Annotated in this window: 16 protein-coding genes; 11 read left to right on the top strand and 5 right to left on the bottom strand. The window is 43.1% G+C overall.

Going from position 1 to position 16870, the window contains the following annotated elements; genetic code table 11:
* Positions 1 to 858, bottom strand: an 858-nt coding sequence (locus tag ABWY16_RS04440) for a PAS domain-containing protein (RefSeq protein ID WP_353903444.1), incomplete at its 3' end; no start/stop codon positions are given.
* Between the two features lie 9 nt (positions 859 to 867).
* Positions 868 to 1833, bottom strand: a complete 966-nt coding sequence (locus ABWY16_RS04435; protein ID WP_353903443.1) for an MBL fold metallo-hydrolase — start codon at positions 1831 to 1833, stop codon at positions 868 to 870.
* A 161-nt stretch (positions 1834 to 1994) separates the two neighbouring features.
* Here ABWY16_RS04435 and ABWY16_RS04430 point away from each other — a divergent pair, with 161 nt between their 5' ends.
* Together ABWY16_RS04430 and ABWY16_RS04425 are read left to right on the top strand one after the other, a co-directional pair.
* The gene (locus ABWY16_RS04430) at positions 1995 to 2219 is read left to right on the top strand and encodes a hypothetical protein (RefSeq protein WP_353903442.1); all 225 of its coding nucleotides are present in this window, start codon (positions 1995 to 1997) and stop codon (positions 2217 to 2219) included.
* Positions 2220 to 2335: 116 nt separating this feature from the next.
* Entirely contained in the window at positions 2336 to 2458 is a 123-nt protein-coding gene (locus tag ABWY16_RS04425) for a hypothetical protein (RefSeq protein WP_353903441.1), read from the top strand.
* 135 nt (positions 2459 to 2593) lie between these two features.
* Here ABWY16_RS04425 and ABWY16_RS04420 read toward each other — a convergent pair whose 3' ends face one another.
* Entirely contained in the window at positions 2594 to 4051 is a 1458-nt protein-coding gene (locus ABWY16_RS04420; RefSeq protein ID WP_353903440.1) for an ATP-dependent DNA helicase, read from the bottom strand.
* A 52-nt stretch (positions 4052 to 4103) separates the two neighbouring features.
* Here ABWY16_RS04420 and ABWY16_RS04415 point away from each other — a divergent pair, with 52 nt between their 5' ends.
* Genes ABWY16_RS04415 through coaD form a run of 3 tightly spaced genes read left to right on the top strand, consistent with a single transcriptional unit; the run spans position 4104 to position 5932 of the window.
* Positions 4104 to 4937: a DUF3822 family protein gene (locus ABWY16_RS04415; RefSeq protein WP_353903439.1), complete on the top strand. Its 834-nt coding sequence runs from the start codon at positions 4104 to 4106 to the stop codon at positions 4935 to 4937.
* Positions 4928 to 5467 carry an RsmD family RNA methyltransferase gene (locus ABWY16_RS04410; RefSeq protein ID WP_353903438.1) on the top strand — a complete coding sequence of 180 codons (540 nt, stop codon included), beginning with the start codon at positions 4928 to 4930 and terminating at the stop codon, positions 5465 to 5467. The genes ABWY16_RS04415 and ABWY16_RS04410 overlap by 10 nt, the downstream gene beginning before the upstream one ends.
* Positions 5468 to 5470: 3 nt before the next feature.
* Positions 5471 to 5932 carry a pantetheine-phosphate adenylyltransferase gene (coaD, locus tag ABWY16_RS04405; RefSeq protein ID WP_353903437.1) on the top strand — a complete coding sequence of 154 codons (462 nt, stop codon included), beginning with the start codon at positions 5471 to 5473 and terminating at the stop codon, positions 5930 to 5932.
* Positions 5933 to 5941: 9 nt separating this feature from the next.
* Here the strand turns inward: coaD and ABWY16_RS04400 are convergent, their stop codons facing one another.
* Positions 5942 to 6562, bottom strand: a complete 621-nt coding sequence (locus ABWY16_RS04400; RefSeq protein WP_353903436.1) for an NUDIX hydrolase — start codon at positions 6560 to 6562, stop codon at positions 5942 to 5944.
* A 215-nt stretch (positions 6563 to 6777) separates the two neighbouring features.
* Between ABWY16_RS04400 and pyrE the strand changes: the two genes are divergently transcribed.
* The 5 genes from pyrE (at position 6778) to ABWY16_RS04375 (ending at position 14135) form a co-directional block, all read left to right on the top strand.
* Positions 6778 to 7440 carry an orotate phosphoribosyltransferase gene (gene pyrE / locus ABWY16_RS04395; RefSeq protein WP_353903435.1) on the top strand — a complete coding sequence of 221 codons (663 nt, stop codon included), beginning with the start codon at positions 6778 to 6780 and terminating at the stop codon, positions 7438 to 7440.
* Positions 7441 to 7443: 3 nt separating this feature from the next.
* Positions 7444 to 7842, top strand: a complete 399-nt coding sequence (locus tag ABWY16_RS04390) for an SRPBCC family protein (protein WP_353903434.1) — start codon at positions 7444 to 7446, stop codon at positions 7840 to 7842.
* A gap of 220 nt (positions 7843 to 8062) precedes the next feature.
* Positions 8063 to 10672 (top strand): ATP-dependent chaperone ClpB, encoded by a 2610-nt coding sequence (clpB, locus tag ABWY16_RS04385; protein WP_353903433.1) that lies wholly within the window; start codon positions 8063 to 8065, stop codon positions 10670 to 10672.
* Positions 10673 to 10856: 184 nt separating this feature from the next.
* On the top strand, positions 10857 to 13133 hold the full coding sequence (locus ABWY16_RS04380) for a glycosyltransferase family 4 protein (RefSeq protein ID WP_353903432.1): 2277 nt from the start codon (positions 10857 to 10859) through the stop codon (positions 13131 to 13133).
* The gene (locus ABWY16_RS04375; RefSeq protein WP_353903431.1) at positions 13134 to 14135 is read left to right on the top strand and encodes a glycosyltransferase family 4 protein; all 1002 of its coding nucleotides are present in this window, start codon (positions 13134 to 13136) and stop codon (positions 14133 to 14135) included.
* Between the two features lie 108 nt (positions 14136 to 14243).
* Here ABWY16_RS04375 and ABWY16_RS04370 read toward each other — a convergent pair whose 3' ends face one another.
* A complete protein-coding gene (locus tag ABWY16_RS04370; protein ID WP_353903430.1) occupies positions 14244 to 15791 on the bottom strand; it encodes a glycoside hydrolase family 130 protein in 1548 nt (515 codons plus the stop codon).
* 400 nt (positions 15792 to 16191) lie between these two features.
* Here ABWY16_RS04370 and ABWY16_RS04365 point away from each other — a divergent pair, with 400 nt between their 5' ends.
* Positions 16192 to 16821, top strand: a complete 630-nt coding sequence (locus tag ABWY16_RS04365; protein ID WP_353903429.1) for an outer membrane beta-barrel protein — start codon at positions 16192 to 16194, stop codon at positions 16819 to 16821.
* The last annotated feature ends 49 nt before the right edge of the window (positions 16822 to 16870 follow it).

The raw sequence follows: 16870 nt of genomic DNA, 5'->3' as shown, positions 1-16870 counted from the left end.
AAAGACTCCGGTAATGTGCTCATCTGCATACCTGACCGGCATCGCTATCGCCTGAAGATCCGCAACCGGCATGTCTGTAAAAGCAAAATCCGGGATCTTGTCCTGTAATTTACCAATAACCTCAGAAACACCGAAAGTAATGGTCTGTTTTAAGGGCCATGGTACCTGCTCCGCCTGCTCTATGCTCAAACCGGCACATTGTGTCAGTATAAACTGATCATGTAAAGCATCGTACTGATAAAGCAGTGAAAAGGGTATATCATGTTTAAACTGTTGTAATAAGGTAATGGCCTCGCTATACCCGCGTTCACTTGTATGGAAACTATGAAGCTGAAGATTTAACCTTTGCAGCAGATGATTACGCCTTTCATTGATCACCTGGTAAGTGGTTTCCATCACGGCATTGAATATGCCACAGATATTACCGTGTTCATCAGCAATCGGAGATAAAGTATAATCGAAATAACATTCTTCAGTAAATCCGGACCGGTGTATCAGGAACCGTCTGTCCTTGTTACGGAGAGAGTTGCCGGTTGACATCACTTCGTCAAATTGCGGCTTGATCTCCCCCCATGCCTCAGGCCAGGCTTCCCTCCTTGGCTTGCCCATGATATCCGGATGCCGGTCACCGGCAATCGCCCGGTAGGCATCATTGTAAAAGATATGGTAATCCGGGCCCCAGTACATTGCTATTGGAAAACTGGAATTTAAACATACACTCAGGCTCATACGGATACAGGCCGGCCAGCTGCCCGGATTGCCTAAAGGTGTTTCCTCCCAGTTACGGGCGCGGATCTGTGCCCCGGCTTCGCCGCCCCCTTTCATAAACTGAAGATGTTCAGGTAAATTTTCAGGCATATGAATGGATTAAAATAACAAAAATTTCCCCTGAACGGGAAAGACCAGTTTAAAGCCGGAAACATTATCCTTATTTAACTCGGCGGCCAGTTCAGGCGCTGTCTCACCAAAAGATTTCATATGCGTAATTACAATAGGAACCTTTTTAAGTGCATCCAGTCCCGACAGTTCAGCTAATTTCCCCATTTCCTCCATCAATAATTGTGGGGTAAGATGCCCGAAAAGCAGCTTCTCCGGTTGTTTATCAAAAAAAGAAGTTTCTATAAAAATAGCTTTCAACTGCTGCTTTTTAATCAAAGGAGCTATATATGCCCAGAGCTGCTGCAGGTCATCTGATTTTTCAATCCTGTCGGCCCCGGTATCGCCCAGGTACAGGAGGGAACTGTTTCCATGACTGATCAGAAAAGCAGTACTTTCATAGGAAGGGCCATGGCTAAGCGGAAGTGCCGTAACCTGCATTTCTGTGCCGGCTAATGCTATTTTCTCCTGATCTTTCAGGTAAACATAGGTATACTTGTCAAGATGTGGAAGATCACCCTCGTTCGTGAAATTGGCCCAGGCTTTCCAGGTGAAGTATTTATCTTTTAATACAGCAGCCACAGAGGGCAGCGCGTAGATATTTTTTTTCGAGTCCTCAGGAGAGTTCATGATGAGGCCGGCAACGTGATCCAGATGGGCGTGTGAGATCAGATATCCCTTGATCTGAGCTTTTAATACCTCATCGGCATTACCATTTAATGCTTTCCCTGCGAGGGCAACATCAATTCCATGTCTTACCGTCCCAGCGTCAGCACAGATATAGTTGTCACTGCCTTCAGGGGCGATCATATAAGCAGAGAGGTTACTCTCGTCAAGCCCGCCTTTAACACCGAGCGGCAGCACTTTGAAAGAATGCGCATTTTTTTGCTGGGCAGACAAAGTACTCAGGCATAAAATGAAGAAATAAATAAAGGAAATACCTGTTGTTTTGATCATATACTGATGGCTACAGCATATCTGAGAAAGCTGCATGATAACAAATATATCTTTTTTTATCATTTCTTGAAATAGCTCCGCCGCTCTGCAGGGAGATTGCATGTGTACTGGCAGGGTTCGTGCAACTATCATTGTATAACCAAGTATTAAAAATCAGAACCATGAAAAGTATTCACATCAATGTAGACCAGGAAATATATAAAGTTGAACAAGCGGTTTCGACTATCAATATTTACAAAATCATCCATCAAAAGGGTTTCTATGAGATTACAAGGAACAGGTTCAGCGGAAAATGGAAAGTGTTGTTACAAACTGATTCATCAGAAAATTTTCCACTGGGGCCGATAGGTAAAGCAATCGAAGAGAATTTAGGAGTGGTCAATTAATCCGGCCAGTCTGATAAGCGTTGATTTTGTTACCCGAATTGTTCTTAATTTTCCCATATTTTACTACTTTTGACCATTAATAATTTACCAGACAATTAGCAAATAAAATCATAACCATGTCAAATACTGAAGTTACCATTATCATCCTGAGTCTTTCTATCATCATTGCTGTAGCTGCATACTCCCTGTCATTTCTCATAAAAAGTAAGAGTACAGACGATTCGCACTCTGCACACTAAAAATAATTCACAAAGGGGCATCTGTATATAGCTCTTTGAAATCCATGGAACAGGTTTCAAAGGCTGAATACAGCTGTGTACCAGATTTTTCTTTCAGAATTTGCCAACAGCCGCTGATCTTTTGCGCAAATCAGGCTAGTAGTTCTCCTCGGCGGCTTCGCCAAACAGGTTAGCTGCAAAATTGACCAGGAAAAGTTCTTTCTTCGACCGCGTTACAGCAGTGTACAACCATCTTAAAAATTCAAGATCCACCATTTCATCAGTCAGATAACCCTGATCTACAAATACCGCATCCCATTGCCCGCCCTGTGCTTTGTGGCAGGTTACCGCATAAGCAAACTTGATTTGCAGCGCATTGAAAAAGGGGTCCTGCTTGATGGCCAGCATACGCTCCCGTTTATTTGCTATATGGATATAATCTTCGGCAACCCCTTCAAACAGCTTTTTACTATCCTCATAAGATAAATTGGGCGTTTCCCCCTGTAATGTATCCAGCATCACTTTACAGGTTACATGCCCGGCATCCGGATAATCCAGAAATTCAAGCTGCACCTCAGAAAAGCGGAATCCGTAACGTTCCTCCTCGTTCCTTACCCTTACAATTCTTGCCATATCGCCGTTGGCAATGAAAGATGTAGCCTCATTGTCAGGCAGCCAGAAATAATTATTCCGCACTACCATGATCTGATCACCACCGGTCAGTTCCTCTTCGCGGTACAACAGCCTTACCCTGATCTGCTGATTGTATACGTTGGCGGATTTGTTGGAGCGGCATACCACCAGGGAATTTTCTATATCAAATTTACTATAGGCATACTCAAGCCCTTCTACCAGTTTGAGCCCGGTCATCCGGAAAATATCTTTGTAGCCCCTGGTGATAAACTCCGGCAGCTTCATTTTGATCTCATCGCCACCGTTTTCGGCTTTTGCAATATGCGCATTGATCAGGTCGCGAAGCATAGAAGCATTGGCAAGAATGCCTGATTTTTGTCCCTGACGTACCACTTCCTTCAGTTCCGTCTCCATAACCTTCAGACCGAAAGCCTGTTCAATATACATTTTGTTCAGCGCCGGGGAATCCAGGCTTCCCACGGGTGGCAGCTGTGCCGTATCGCCCACAAACAGCACACCGCAGTTCTTACCATTATAGATAAACTCCATGACATCCTTTAAAAAGGACGAACCATTACGGGTATTCCACTCATCCGCGATCATGGAAGCTTCATCTATAATAAAAAGTGTGCGCTCTGCAAGATTTGGCGCCAGCTGGAATGCCATTTCTGTGGAGACGGCCGACTTCTTCCGGTAGATTTTTTTATGAATGGTGAGCGCCATCCGGCCCGAATAGCTGGTCATTACCTTAGCTGCCCGGCCAGTTGGTGCAAGCAACGCAGAACGGAATTTAAATCCGGGCAGTGCTTTTACCAGCGCCGCTACCGAGGTGGTCTTACCTGTACCTGCATACCCCCTCAAGATAAAACACCGGTTATCAAGGTCTCCCGATAAAAACTCCGCCATCTGCCGGCAAAAAACAAGCTGCTCGGCAGTGGGTTGAAACTGATAAGACTGTGCAATTATTGCTGCTTTATCCATTTTACAAATATGCAATGGTGTGGTTATAGAAAAAAGAATTAATTTTGTTAAGATGAACAATAGTAAAAACAGCATTTTATTAGTGGATCCCGAGTTTGATCCCAATACTGCATCAGACTGTAATTTGTTATTGAAAATCACTGCAGACAGCTTTTCCTATGCGGTGATCGACAAGAGCAGCAGGCAGCTTAAGGCTGTTTTTGACCAGCAGGAATGTGAAGATACTGCTGCTGAACTGGCTTCTGCGATCAAAAGGGACAGCTACCTGAGATTGCCCTTCCGCGAGATCAAAGTATCAGTATATACCCCAAATACAATTGCTGTTCCCAGCAGTCTGTTCAACAAAAATGAACTGAACAGTTATGCCAACTTTTTTGCAGAAGCATCTTCAAGCAATCTGTATACGCGCCCGTTTGCGAAATTCGGTTTTACATCAGTCTTTAACCTGGAGCAGTTTATCGAAGAAACACTGGATAAATCGCTGGCCAGTGCAGCAAAGTATGAACACCATACGCCGCTGCTTGCACTGGGTTCTGCTGCCGAAGGAACGGCCCTGTTACTCGATTTCACTGCAGGATCGTTTAACGTGCTACTGCTCGATAACCGCAAAATGATCTTTCAGAACACCTTCCAGATTGAAAATCCGGAAGAGTTCAACTACTACCTTTTACTATTGATCCAGGAACTGAAACTGAGTACAGCCTGTGCAACGGTATTGCTTAGCGGGATTATCCATAAGGATGATGGCTATTACAATTGCCTGAGCAAATACTTCGGAGACCTTCGTTTTAACCTTCCCCCGGCTGATCAGTTTGACCAGGCTATCCTTGATGATATGCCCGCTCATTATTACAGCAGCCTTTTAGCTCTTGACCTATGCGTATAATTGGCGGTAAACTTAAAGGTATCCGCATGAATGCGCCTGCCAGCCTTCCTGTAAGGCCTACAACGGATATGGCCAAAGAGGCTCTGTTCAATATTCTGTACAATACCTATGAATTTGACAGCTGTGATGTGCTCGATCTGTTCTGCGGTACCGGAAATATCAGTATTGAATTTGCCTCACGCGGTATCAAAAATGTAACCGCTGTAGATAAACATTCGGGCTGTATCTACTGGGTACAATCCGTAATAGACAAATACAAACTGACAGAAATAGCACTAAAAAAAGCAGATGTGTTTAAGTTCCTGGAACAGCACAACCAGTCTTACCAGATCATTTTTGCAGATCCGCCCTATGACCTCCCAACCATCCCGCTGATACCGCAGCTGGTTGCAAAGAACAAACTGCTGACCGAGAACGGCCTGCTGGTAGTAGAACATCCTTCCTTGTTGAAATTAAAAGACCAGCCGGGTTATACGGAAACCCGCAGGTATGGAAATTCTTCGTTCAGTTTCTTTAATTATACGCCATAAAACATGAAGACAGCCCTGTTTCCGGGATCCTTTGACCCGCTTACCATTGCACATGCCGATATCCTGAAACGCGCATTGCCCCTTTTTGATAAGGTAGTTATTGGCATCGGCCTCAACAGCTCCAAACAAAGCTTTTTAACGGGCGAAGTGAGAAAAGCTATTGTGAAATCGGTTTTTGCAGCTTATGACAATATTGAGGTGCAATCTTATGAAGGCTTAACTGTAGATTTCTGTAAAAAGATCAATGCCAGCTATATGATCAGGGGAATACGTTCTGTAGGCGATTTTGAATATGAAAGGGCAATAGCACAGATCAATCAGACGATGATGCCGGAGATGGAAACCATATTTATCCTGAGCAAACCTGAATATTCTGCCATCAGCTCTACCATCGTAAGGGATATCCTTCGGAATCATGGCGACGTTACCCCATTTCTTCCGAAGGAAGCGATTGCTTTTTTATAATAAAGGCAGTTAAACCTTCTCTCTGATCAGCTTGCCTGCTTTGAGCACATCTACAATAGATGGGTAAGTATTCTTGAGTACAGGCTTCAGGTCTGCTGCGCTGAGCCATTCAGCTTTTGTGATACCCTCTTCTTTCTGCGGGATCAGCCTGGGCACGCCTTTAACGGTCATGCTGTACCAGTTTGTCCTTTTCAGCACAAGCTTGCCGTTCATCTCATAAACATGATAGGTTTTGCAGAGGCGTTCGTTGTTGCTATTGATCTTTACACCACATTCTTCCTCAACTTCACGCAGTCCGGCTTCTTTCATTCCCTCACCTTTTTCTACTTTACCCTTGGGTAGGTCCCACTTTTTATTCCTGAAAATAAAAAGGTATTCCCCTTTCGCATTGCTGACCAGCCCGCCGGAAGCTTTAATGATAGTCAGGCTCTTTCTGATCGTCCGGAAAAGCGTTTTAGGATCTTCAGTAACTATTGCATAAGGGGTTGCAGAGAGTTTGCCCAGTTTCTCATAAAAGGTTTTAAAGTTAAAGCCCTTCTCTTCTACCATCTGGATTGTTTCCGTTTGCTCCGGCAATTTATCCGCTATGATCAGTGTATTGTCGTTAATGTAAATCCTGTATGTTTTCATCAGTATGACCGTTGTTAAAAAAGCGCTTCTAAGAAGCGCTTACCGGATATTTCCGGAAATAAAAGTATAAAAAATCTGTGCTTTACAAAGAGGTTTAGTGTATTAATTACTTTAAAACCGATTACTTGCTATTTATCACATTGAGTATCAATTGCTGGCAAAAAAAGGACAATTGCCCTATACAAGGATGGCATTATTTTGAGTAATTTTGTAACATGTATAATAAAAGTGATATTGAATTAAAGGTAGCTGAATTTTTACTTCAAATTAAAGCAATAAAATTACAGCCAAATAACCCCTTCACATGGGCTTCAGGCTGGAAATCTCCTATTTATTGCGATAATCGGGTAACGCTCTCCCATCCCTCAATAAGAACATACATCAGACAGAAACTTACACAGCTGATACAGGAAGAATTTGGTTCTGTAGATCTGATTGCAGGTGTTGCTACCGCTGGTATTCCGCAGGGCGTACTTGTGGCACAGGAATTAGGATTACCATTTGCCTATGTAAGGGCCAAAGCCAAAGAACACGGCACAGGCAGTCTGATTGAAGGAGAAATCTTTGAAGGTCAGCGTGTAGTTGTGGTAGAAGATCTGATCTCCACCGGCAAAAGCAGCTTACAGGCAGTAAATGCACTGAAAGAAGCAGGTTTATCTGTCGCAGGTCTTGTCTCTATCTTTACCTATGGCTTTGACATTGCTGATGAAAACTTCAAAGAAGCAAAATGCCGTTTTGCAACATTATCTAATTACAACACGCTGATAGAATACGCGGCTGAAAACAGCTTTATTGCACAGAGCGATGTGGATGTATTGAATCAATGGCGCAGAAACCCATCAGAATGGGGACAAAACTTAGATAAAAACCCAGCATAGAGTATGACCGTTATTGAAAGTGCAACTGTGGTAAATAAGCCCATAGAACAAGTGTATACTTATTTAGCCGATCTGAATAATCACCAGCAGCTGATGCCAGAGAATATTTACAACTGGACTTCAACAGCCGATGAGGCAACTTTTACCATTCAGAACATGGCAAAGCTATCCATTAAAATAGCCAGCCGTGTGGAAAATAAGGAACTTACTGCTGTACCATCCGAAGCAGCGCCTTTCGATATTGAAATGAAATGGACTGTAGAAGACAATGGTGATGGCACAACTACCGCCAGACATATCCTTTCTGCAGACCTGAATATGATGATGAAGATGCTTGCATCAGGACCATTACAAAAACTTGTGGACCACCAGACTGCACGTCTGTCTGAGATCCTTAAATAAATAAAAGTATACTTCCCCCCATTGCCTGTATGAATCAATACGGGCAACGGGGTTTTTTATCGCCCTGCGTTAAGAAACTCCGCTGTAATCAACTCAGACAAAAATTCAGCACAAGACACTCAAGAACAGTCATTTCTTCAGTTAAAAAAATAATTTCAGGACATAATTTCCGATGTGTGGGGATGAATGAAGATGGCATCTGTTTTGATCGCCCTCAGGCATGAACTTCAACAACTTTACGATAAAAGCACAGGAAGCGATTCAACAGGCTTCTGAAATAGCCCAGGGCAACCAGCAACAGGCTATTGAGACAGCTCACCTGCTTAAAGGCCTGCTTACTGTTGATGAAAATGTAGTTTCTTATGTACTTAAGAAACTCAATGTAAATCTCAATAACCTAAACCTGCAGCTGGATGAACAGATCGCCAGATTTCCGAAAGTAAGCGGAAGCAATGGTTATCTTTCTTCAGGATCTAACTCAGCCCTGCAAAAAGCACAGTCCTATCTGAAAGAATTCAAAGACGAATTTGTTTCCGTAGAACATGTCCTGCTGGGCCTGCTTGCAGTAAATGATAATACCTCGAAATTATTAAAAGACCAGGGCGTCACAGAAAAAGATCTTAAAAAGGCAATTGCCGCTTTGAGAGGCGATAACCGTGTAACCGACCAGAATGCAGAAGCGACTTATAATGCTTTGAACAAATATGCCCGCAACCTGAACGAATATGCAGAATCCGGCAAACTGGATCCTGTAATCGGAAGGGATGAGGAAATCCGCCGGGTGATCCAGATCCTTTCACGCAGAACGAAAAACAATCCGATCCTGATCGGTGAACCGGGGGTTGGTAAAACCGCAATTGCTGAAGGGATCGCCTTCAGGATCATCAAAGGGGATGTGCCGCAAAACCTGAAAACCAAAACAGTATACTCACTCGATATGGGGGCACTGATTGCGGGGGCAAAATATAAGGGAGAATTTGAAGAGCGGCTCAAAGCTGTAGTGAAAGAAGTAAGCCAAAGTGACGGTGATATCATCCTGTTTATCGATGAGATCCATACACTTGTAGGTGCTGGCGGAGGCGAAGGTGCAATGGATGCCGCAAACATCCTTAAACCTGCACTGGCCCGCGGAGAACTGCGCGCTATTGGTGCCACTACTTTGGATGAGTACCAGAAATACCTGGAGAAAGACAAAGCATTGGAACGCCGTTTCCAGAAAGTAATTGTAGATGAACCTGATACACAGGATGCAATCTCTATTCTACGTGGTCTGAAAGAAAGATACGAAACCCATCATAAAGTAAGGATCAGGGACGAAGCAATCATTGCGGCAGTAGAAATGTCCCAGAGGTATATCAACGACAGGTTCCTGCCGGATAAAGCGATCGATCTGATGGACGAGGCCGCTTCAAAACTGCGCCTCGAAATGGACAGTGTACCTGAGAATGTGGATGAACTTGACCGCAAGATCATGCAGCTGGAAATTGAGAGGGAAGCCATCAAACGGGAAAACGATGATAAAAAAGTGAAATCCCTGGGCGAAGAAATTGCAAACCTTTCTGCAGAGCGGGATGAGCTCAAAGCCAAATGGCAGGGCGAAAAAGATGTTGTGGACGGTATCAATAGCCAGCTGGAGCTGATCGAAAACTACAAACTCGAAGCTGATCAGGCAGAACGTGCAGGAGATTATGGTAAAGTGGCGGAGATCCGTTACGGCAAGATCAAAGAAGCACAGGATAAAGCTGATGAGCTGAAAATAACCCTGGAAAGTCAGCAGGGCGAAGGCCGCATGCTGAAAGAAGAAGTTACAGCAGATGATATAGCTGGTGTAGTGGCCCGATGGACAGGTATTCCTGTAACTAAACTTGTATCCAGTGAACGTGAGAAACTGTTAAACCTCGAAGCTGAACTGCATAAACGTGTTGCAGGACAGGATGAAGCGATTGAGGCCATATCAGATGCTATCCGCCGCTCAAGGGCAGGACTGCAGGACAAACGCAAACCTATCGGATCATTCATCTTCCTTGGTACAACCGGAGTAGGTAAAACAGAGCTGGCAAAAGCCCTTGCAGAATTCCTGTTCAATGATGAAAACGCCATGACCCGTATCGATATGAGCGAGTACCAGGAACGACACGCGGTATCGCGACTGATTGGTGCGCCTCCGGGATATGTTGGTTATGATGAGGGTGGTCAGCTCACAGAAGCGGTACGCCGTAAACCATATTCAGTAGTATTGCTGGATGAGATTGAGAAAGCGCACCCGGATGTGTTCAATATTCTGCTGCAGGTATTGGATGACGGACGTTTAACCGATAACAAGGGCCGTACAGTAAACTTTAAGAATTCGATCATTATCATGACCTCAAACATTGGGTCGCACCTGATCCAGGACAACTTCAAGGAACTGGACGACAGCAACAGGGATGAAGTGATCGCAAAAACCAAAAATGAGCTGTTCGAGCTGCTGAAGCAAACCATCAGGCCGGAATTCTTAAACAGGATCGATGAGCTGATCATGTTCACGCCATTAAACCGCAGCGAGGTACGTAACATTGCAGAACTTCAGTTCAGGCATGTTCAGGATACCCTTGCAGAAATGGGCGTTGAAATAGAAGCATCTGTGGAGGCATTGGACTGGCTTGCGGAATTAGGCTACGATCCTCAGTTTGGCGCAAGACCGCTGAAAAGAGTGATACAAAAACGTATTTTAAATGAACTGTCTAAGGAAATACTTGCAGGAAAAATCAGTAAAGACAGCAAAATTAAGTTAGACATGTTTGACCACAACTTTGTATTCCTCAATGCAGTGCCCGAAAAAGCTGAATAATAAGGAAGTATACAAAAAGCCGGCTATTCTCAAAAAATAGCCGGCTTTTTTATGCTTTTTAAAACCTTAGGCTTTATTGCGTGTTCCTGCACGGTCATTTTACCCAAAATTCCTCCGGGAATATGAGATTGCAAACAATATGGCTGAATAATTGATTAGATTGTAGAATTCACTTTTATTGTTTATGAAAATAGCTTATATATCAACGTACCCTCCTCGTGAATGTGGTATTGCAACATTTAATAATAATCTTTTAAAAGCAATTGCCCATGACACCAAATCGGTGTCTGCGGACAGTTTTGTGGTCGCGATGACGGATTCTGAGGATCTCAGTACCTACGAATACCCGAGCGAAGTTCAATATACCATCAGACAGGAAAATCAAAAAGACTACATCCGCGCTGCTGATTATATCAACACAAGTTTGACAGATGTCTGCATTTTAGAACACGAGTTCGGTATTTACGGCGGTGAAAGTGGTGTATATATCTTACCCCTGATCGCACGTTTACAAAAACCTCTGATCACTATCCTGCACACCATATTAAAGGATCCATCATACATGCAATTGACCATTATCAGGGAAATTGCAAAGTATTCTTCCAAGCTGGTAGTAATGAGCCACCGTGCAGTTACATTCCTGACAACTATCTATGGTATCCCCGAAGATAAAATAAAACTGATTGAACATGGTGTGCCTGACCTTGAGCCAAAAATTCATAATGATGTCAGAAATTCGGTTTCTTGGAAAGGTAAAAAGGTATTGTTCACCTTCGGATTAATCAGCCGTAATAAAGGACTGGAAACTGTAATTGAGGCCTTGCCGAAAATTGTAGAACAAAACCCTGATGTATTGTACGTAATTCTTGGTACTACCCACCCCGGAGTAATCAAAAACTCTGGTGAGGAATACAGGGACAGCCTGAAAAGACTGGCAAAAAAACTGAACGTAGATAAAAACCTCATTTTCATTAATAAGTTTGTTTCTGAAGAGGAACTATATGACTATCTGACGGCAGCAGATATGTACATTACCCCCTACCTTAATGAGGCGCAGATTACCAGCGGAACATTATCGTATGCGGTGGGTGCGGGAGCTGCAGTAATTTCAACTCCTTACTGGCATGCACAGGAACTTCTGGATGAAAACAGGGGTAAACTCTTTGATTTCAAAGATGCCGATGCACTGTCTGATATTGTAAACGACTTATTCAAAAATAAAGAGCAGCTGCAGGAGCTGAAACAGAACGCCTATAACTACGGCTTGCACCTGCGCTGGCCAAATACCGGAAGCGTATTTATCAATACCCTTCAGGAGGCTATAATTGATGCACAGGTAATTCCTGATGAAAACAAACCAATCGTTGATCCTGAGATGATGCCGGCATTCAGTATGGCACACATCCAGCGCTTAACAGATGATACAGGTATTGTTCAGCATGCAAAATATGGTATCCCGAATCTGAAAGAAGGATACTGTGTAGATGATAACTCCAGGGCATTGCTGATGGTGACTATGGCATGGCAGCAAAATAAAAGTAAGGTTGCCCTTGAATTACTGCCGGTTTACCTGAGTTATATTCAATACATGCAGCTTGACGATGGTAACTTCAGAAACTTCCTGAGTTTCAGAAGGGAATATCTTGATGAAGTAGGTACTGAAGACTCTTTCGGAAGAACGGTTTGGTCTTTGGGTTACCTGATCAATAATGCGCCTAATAATTCCTACAGGGAATTTGCCAAGGAATTGTTTATCAAATCGGTACCTCATTTTGATAAACTGAGACACCTCCGCGGACTGGCAAATACAATGATCGGACTGAGCAGCTACCTGAAATCACAGCCTTACGATGATTATTTCATCAATGAGCTAAATAAACTGGCTACCCCGTTAAAGGCAGCATACCATGCCAATAAAGGCGACAACTGGCATTGGTTTGAGGAAAAACTGACGTACGACAATGCGATATTACCATTGGCACTGTTATCTCATTATGAGACTACACAGGATCAGGAATCGCTTGCGATAGGTCTGGAAAGCATGGAATACCTGACAGCAAAAACGCTGGATAAAGGTTATTTAAACCCGGTGGGAAATGACGGATGGCTGCACCGCGATAAAGATATGGCCATCTACGACCAGCAGGCTATTGAAACTATGGCAATGGTACTGATGTACTTCAAAGCCTATGAGATTACGCACGACCTCAAATATATCAGTCAGATGTACCTGAGTTACCAGTGGTTCATTGGAGAAAACAGTCTGAGACTGCCATTATATGACTATGAGACCAAAGGTTGCGGAGACGGCATACAACCTCACGGCATCAACAGGAACCAGGGTGCAGAAAGTACGCTGGCTTACTGGATCTCACACCTTACCGTGCTGAAATCGCTTGAGTTTGAATATGAATTCACGGCTAAAAAAGAAGCTGCACCAATGAAAGAACAGGCTGTTTAAATGAAGATAGCTGTTTTATCACCCGTGGCATGGAGAACTCCTCCACGCCACTACGGACCCTGGGAACAAATGGCATCAAACCTTACCGAAGGCCTGGTTGCTGCCGGTTTGGATGTGACGCTGTTTGCAACCGGCGATTCCCTGACTACTGCCACACTCAACAGTGTGGTAGATATGGGTTATGAGGATCAGCGCGGACAGGATGCAAAAGTACTGGAATGCCTGCATATCAGTAACCTGATGGAACAGGCAGACAGTTTTGACCTGATCCACAATCACTTTGATTTTCTGCCGCTCAGCTATTCAGGCCTGATCAAAACACCGGTAATTACTACTATACACGGCTTTTCCTCGGAAAGGATCATACCTGTATACCAGAAGTACAATGAAAAGGGACATTACGTATCCATCAGTGATGCCAATCGTCACCCGGATCTGAATTATTTGGGAACTGTTTACAACGGACTGGATACTTCAAATTTTAGTTTAAATCCTGTTGCCGGTGAGTATCTTTTGTTCTTCGGAAGAATACATCCTGATAAGGGAACTTCAGAAGCAATTCAGATCGCACTGAAAAGCAAAAGAAAACTGATTATTGCAGGGATTATCCAGGATGAAAATTACTTTAATGACAGGGTAAAACCTTTTTTAAGCGATGATATAGTATTTGTGGGCTCAGCAGGCCCGGAGCAAAGAAACGATCTGCTGGGAGGCGCTTATGCCCTGCTGCACCCTATAAGCTTTGACGAGCCTTTCGGATTAAGCGTAGCGGAAGCAATGTTGTGCGGAACGCCGGTGATAGCATTTAACAGAGGATCTATGCCAGAACTTATCCGGCATGAAAAGACCGGATTTCTGGTGAGTACCGTAGAAGAAGCTGTAGATGCGGTAACGCAAACCGCTGGGATTAACCGTCAGTATTGCTCAGAATGGGCAAACCAAAAGTTCTCCAAAGAAAAAATGGTAGAAGACTATCTTGCCCTCTACCATCAGATCCTCTAAATTTTCTTGGTCTAAAGACTACATTCATTCAAATAACAATGTGGACAGCTTAAATTATTAAGCTATCCACATTTACTGAATGTTATCCTTTTTCCTTTGTGGTTTCCTCTATATTGAAGGTTCCTTCACTTCAGATTGTCCTTTACCTTTTTTTGCTGAAGGATCCGGCACTGGTATAGTTTCCTGTATAGTACCACCTGCACTCAGTAGCTTTTCCAGCAGCAGATCAATTTTCACACTGGCGAAGGAAGAGCAGTAATCAGATAATCCGTAAGGAATGATCAGTTCACCATTGTGGATGATAGAACCGCAGGAATACAATACGTTTGGTACATAACCTTCCCTTTCATCATTGTTGGGGATCACCAATGGCTCAGTTAAACGGCCGATCTCTTTGGAAGGATCTTCCAGATCCAGCAGACTTGCTCCCAGGCAGTACCTGCGCATAGGGCCAACGCCGTGTGTTATTACCAGCCAGCCTTTTGCGGTCTCAATAGGAGAACCACAGTTACCTATCTGTATGAATTCCCATGGAAACTGCGGATGCTGCAGCTTTACAGGATGATCCCAAACTGTCAGCTTATCCGAATACATCAGGTAATTGTTCCATCCGTCAATCCGGGAGATCATCGCATATTTGCCATTGATTTTTCTCGGGAATAAGGCAAGGTTCTTATTTGCAGCTCCGGCACCATGCAGCGGACTGATTTTGAAATCATAAAAGTCTGTCGTCTGCAGCAGTTTAGGCATAATCATCGCGCCATCAAAAGCAGTATAGGTTGCATAGTAAATAATACTTCCGTCATCCTTCACGAAACGTACAAAACGCGCATCTTCGATTCCCTTGCGTTCAAATTCAGATATTGGAAAGATCACCCGGTCAGAGATATCGGTATCCCTGGAGAAACTGATTTCATGATAGGTGTCGGACAGCCAGAGTACTTTATCGTATTCCAGTTTTCTCAGGTCGTCTTCCTGCAGGTTTCTTGAATCCAGGATAATCCTTCTGAGTACCGTATAATCGAATTTATCATCGAGTTTTGCACCCAGCTCATCCAGGATATTCAGGTCGATTCTGGAGTCTGCAGCTTTCTTAAGGAACAGCTTTTTGTTATAAACTGCATTCCGCACGATCTCTGCCTCATCAATATAATTTCCGGCAGGCTGAACAGTGATATTACCATTGCTGTCTACCAGCGCCCTTCTGAAGACTACAGAAGAAATATGGCCTTCGCCCACGGCCCTGAAACTGATGATCAGCCTTTTTTCTCCTTCTACCAGTTCTGACTGATCCGGATCTTCTACCACCGAAGGGTTAAAGAAGGCGGCCGACTCAATAGAGTACTCATGGGTAAAATACGATCCGAGCAGTAACCGCTGGTACTTGCTCAGGCTTTCATAATCAATTTCCAGTTCATCCAGCGCATATTTAATTTTCTTGCAGTTGCGGGCGAGTATTTTAGTGATGTTCCGGTGCCTTTTGGAATATTCCTGCAGGATGGGTGAAATGAGACCAAAAACCTCATTGTCCGGTAAAGCTACTACTCTCCTGATAACTTCCTTAGCTCTTTCATCTCCATTGAAAAAGAATCTTGCAATAACACGTTTAGGATCAGGATATACTTTTATTGGTTTTCGTTCAATTAATAGTCTCATACTATAGTAACGTTTTTAGGTGCCATAAAGGTTTTAATGAAGTTAGATTTTTTTATCTGAAACCCTTCAATTTTAATTTATTTATGGCGCAGAAATTAAAATAGCATTAAAAAAACTGCCATCTAACCCATGCAAAATCTGACAGAATAACAAAGAAAGTCAAACTGTCCGAAAACCGGGCAAAGTTAATTTGCTGTTAAAATTATGTTAATTGTCATCGCAAAATAATAAGGGCCAAACTAAAACATTTTATGTCACTATCTGATAGCGATTTATAAAAAACGCCCTTTCCAGAAAGTAACCGGGGATATTCTTTGGCATCAGTGTTGACTATATGACAACGAAAGTCAGGCATTAAACCAAGGCGCCTGACTCATTTATAAATTAAAAAAGCAACAAAATGAAAAAATTATTATTATCCCTGTTGGCTGTTTCAGCATTAGCATTTACAACTCAGGCACAAACAGAAAAAGGAAACTTTATGGTAGGTGGTGACGTAGAATTCAATTCAAACAAAACTGATGGCGATCCTAAGTCAGACATTAATTTCACAGTAATTCCAAGTGTAGGTTACTTCATCGCAAAAGACATTGCTGTAGGTACAGGAATCGGTTACCAATTCTCTAAAACTTATAGTTATGCTACCATTAACCCAACAACAGGTTTTTCTAATAAAACAAACACATTTGTGGTAAGTCCGTTTGTACGTGGCTACAAAGGAATCAATGACCAGTTTAAATTCTTCGGACAATTGTCAGTTCCAATGCAATTTGGTAACACTAAACTTGGAGATGTAAACGGTGATAACTTCACTAAAGTGAGCAAAAACAACAATGTAGGAGTTGCCTTATCTCCTGGTTTTGCATTCTTCCCGAGCAAAAAATTCGGTATTGAGTTTTCTGTAAACGGAATCAGTTATAATAATCACAATTTTGAAGATGGTAATGGAAACGATGACGGTGGAAGCAAAAACTTCAGCATTGGTGCAAACTTCTTTGCTCCAAAAATCGGTGTTCAGTTCTACCTGTAATATGTAGGCACTTTACATATTTAGTTTTTGAGGAAAGCCCCGGTATATG

The sequence above is a fragment of the Pedobacter sp. genome, assembly GCF_040513095.1.
In the GTDB taxonomy this organism is placed as follows: domain Bacteria; phylum Bacteroidota; class Bacteroidia; order Sphingobacteriales; family Sphingobacteriaceae; genus Pedobacter.
The sequence above is the reverse complement of the archived record's forward strand: the minus strand, read 5'-3'. Positions and strand labels throughout refer to the sequence as shown.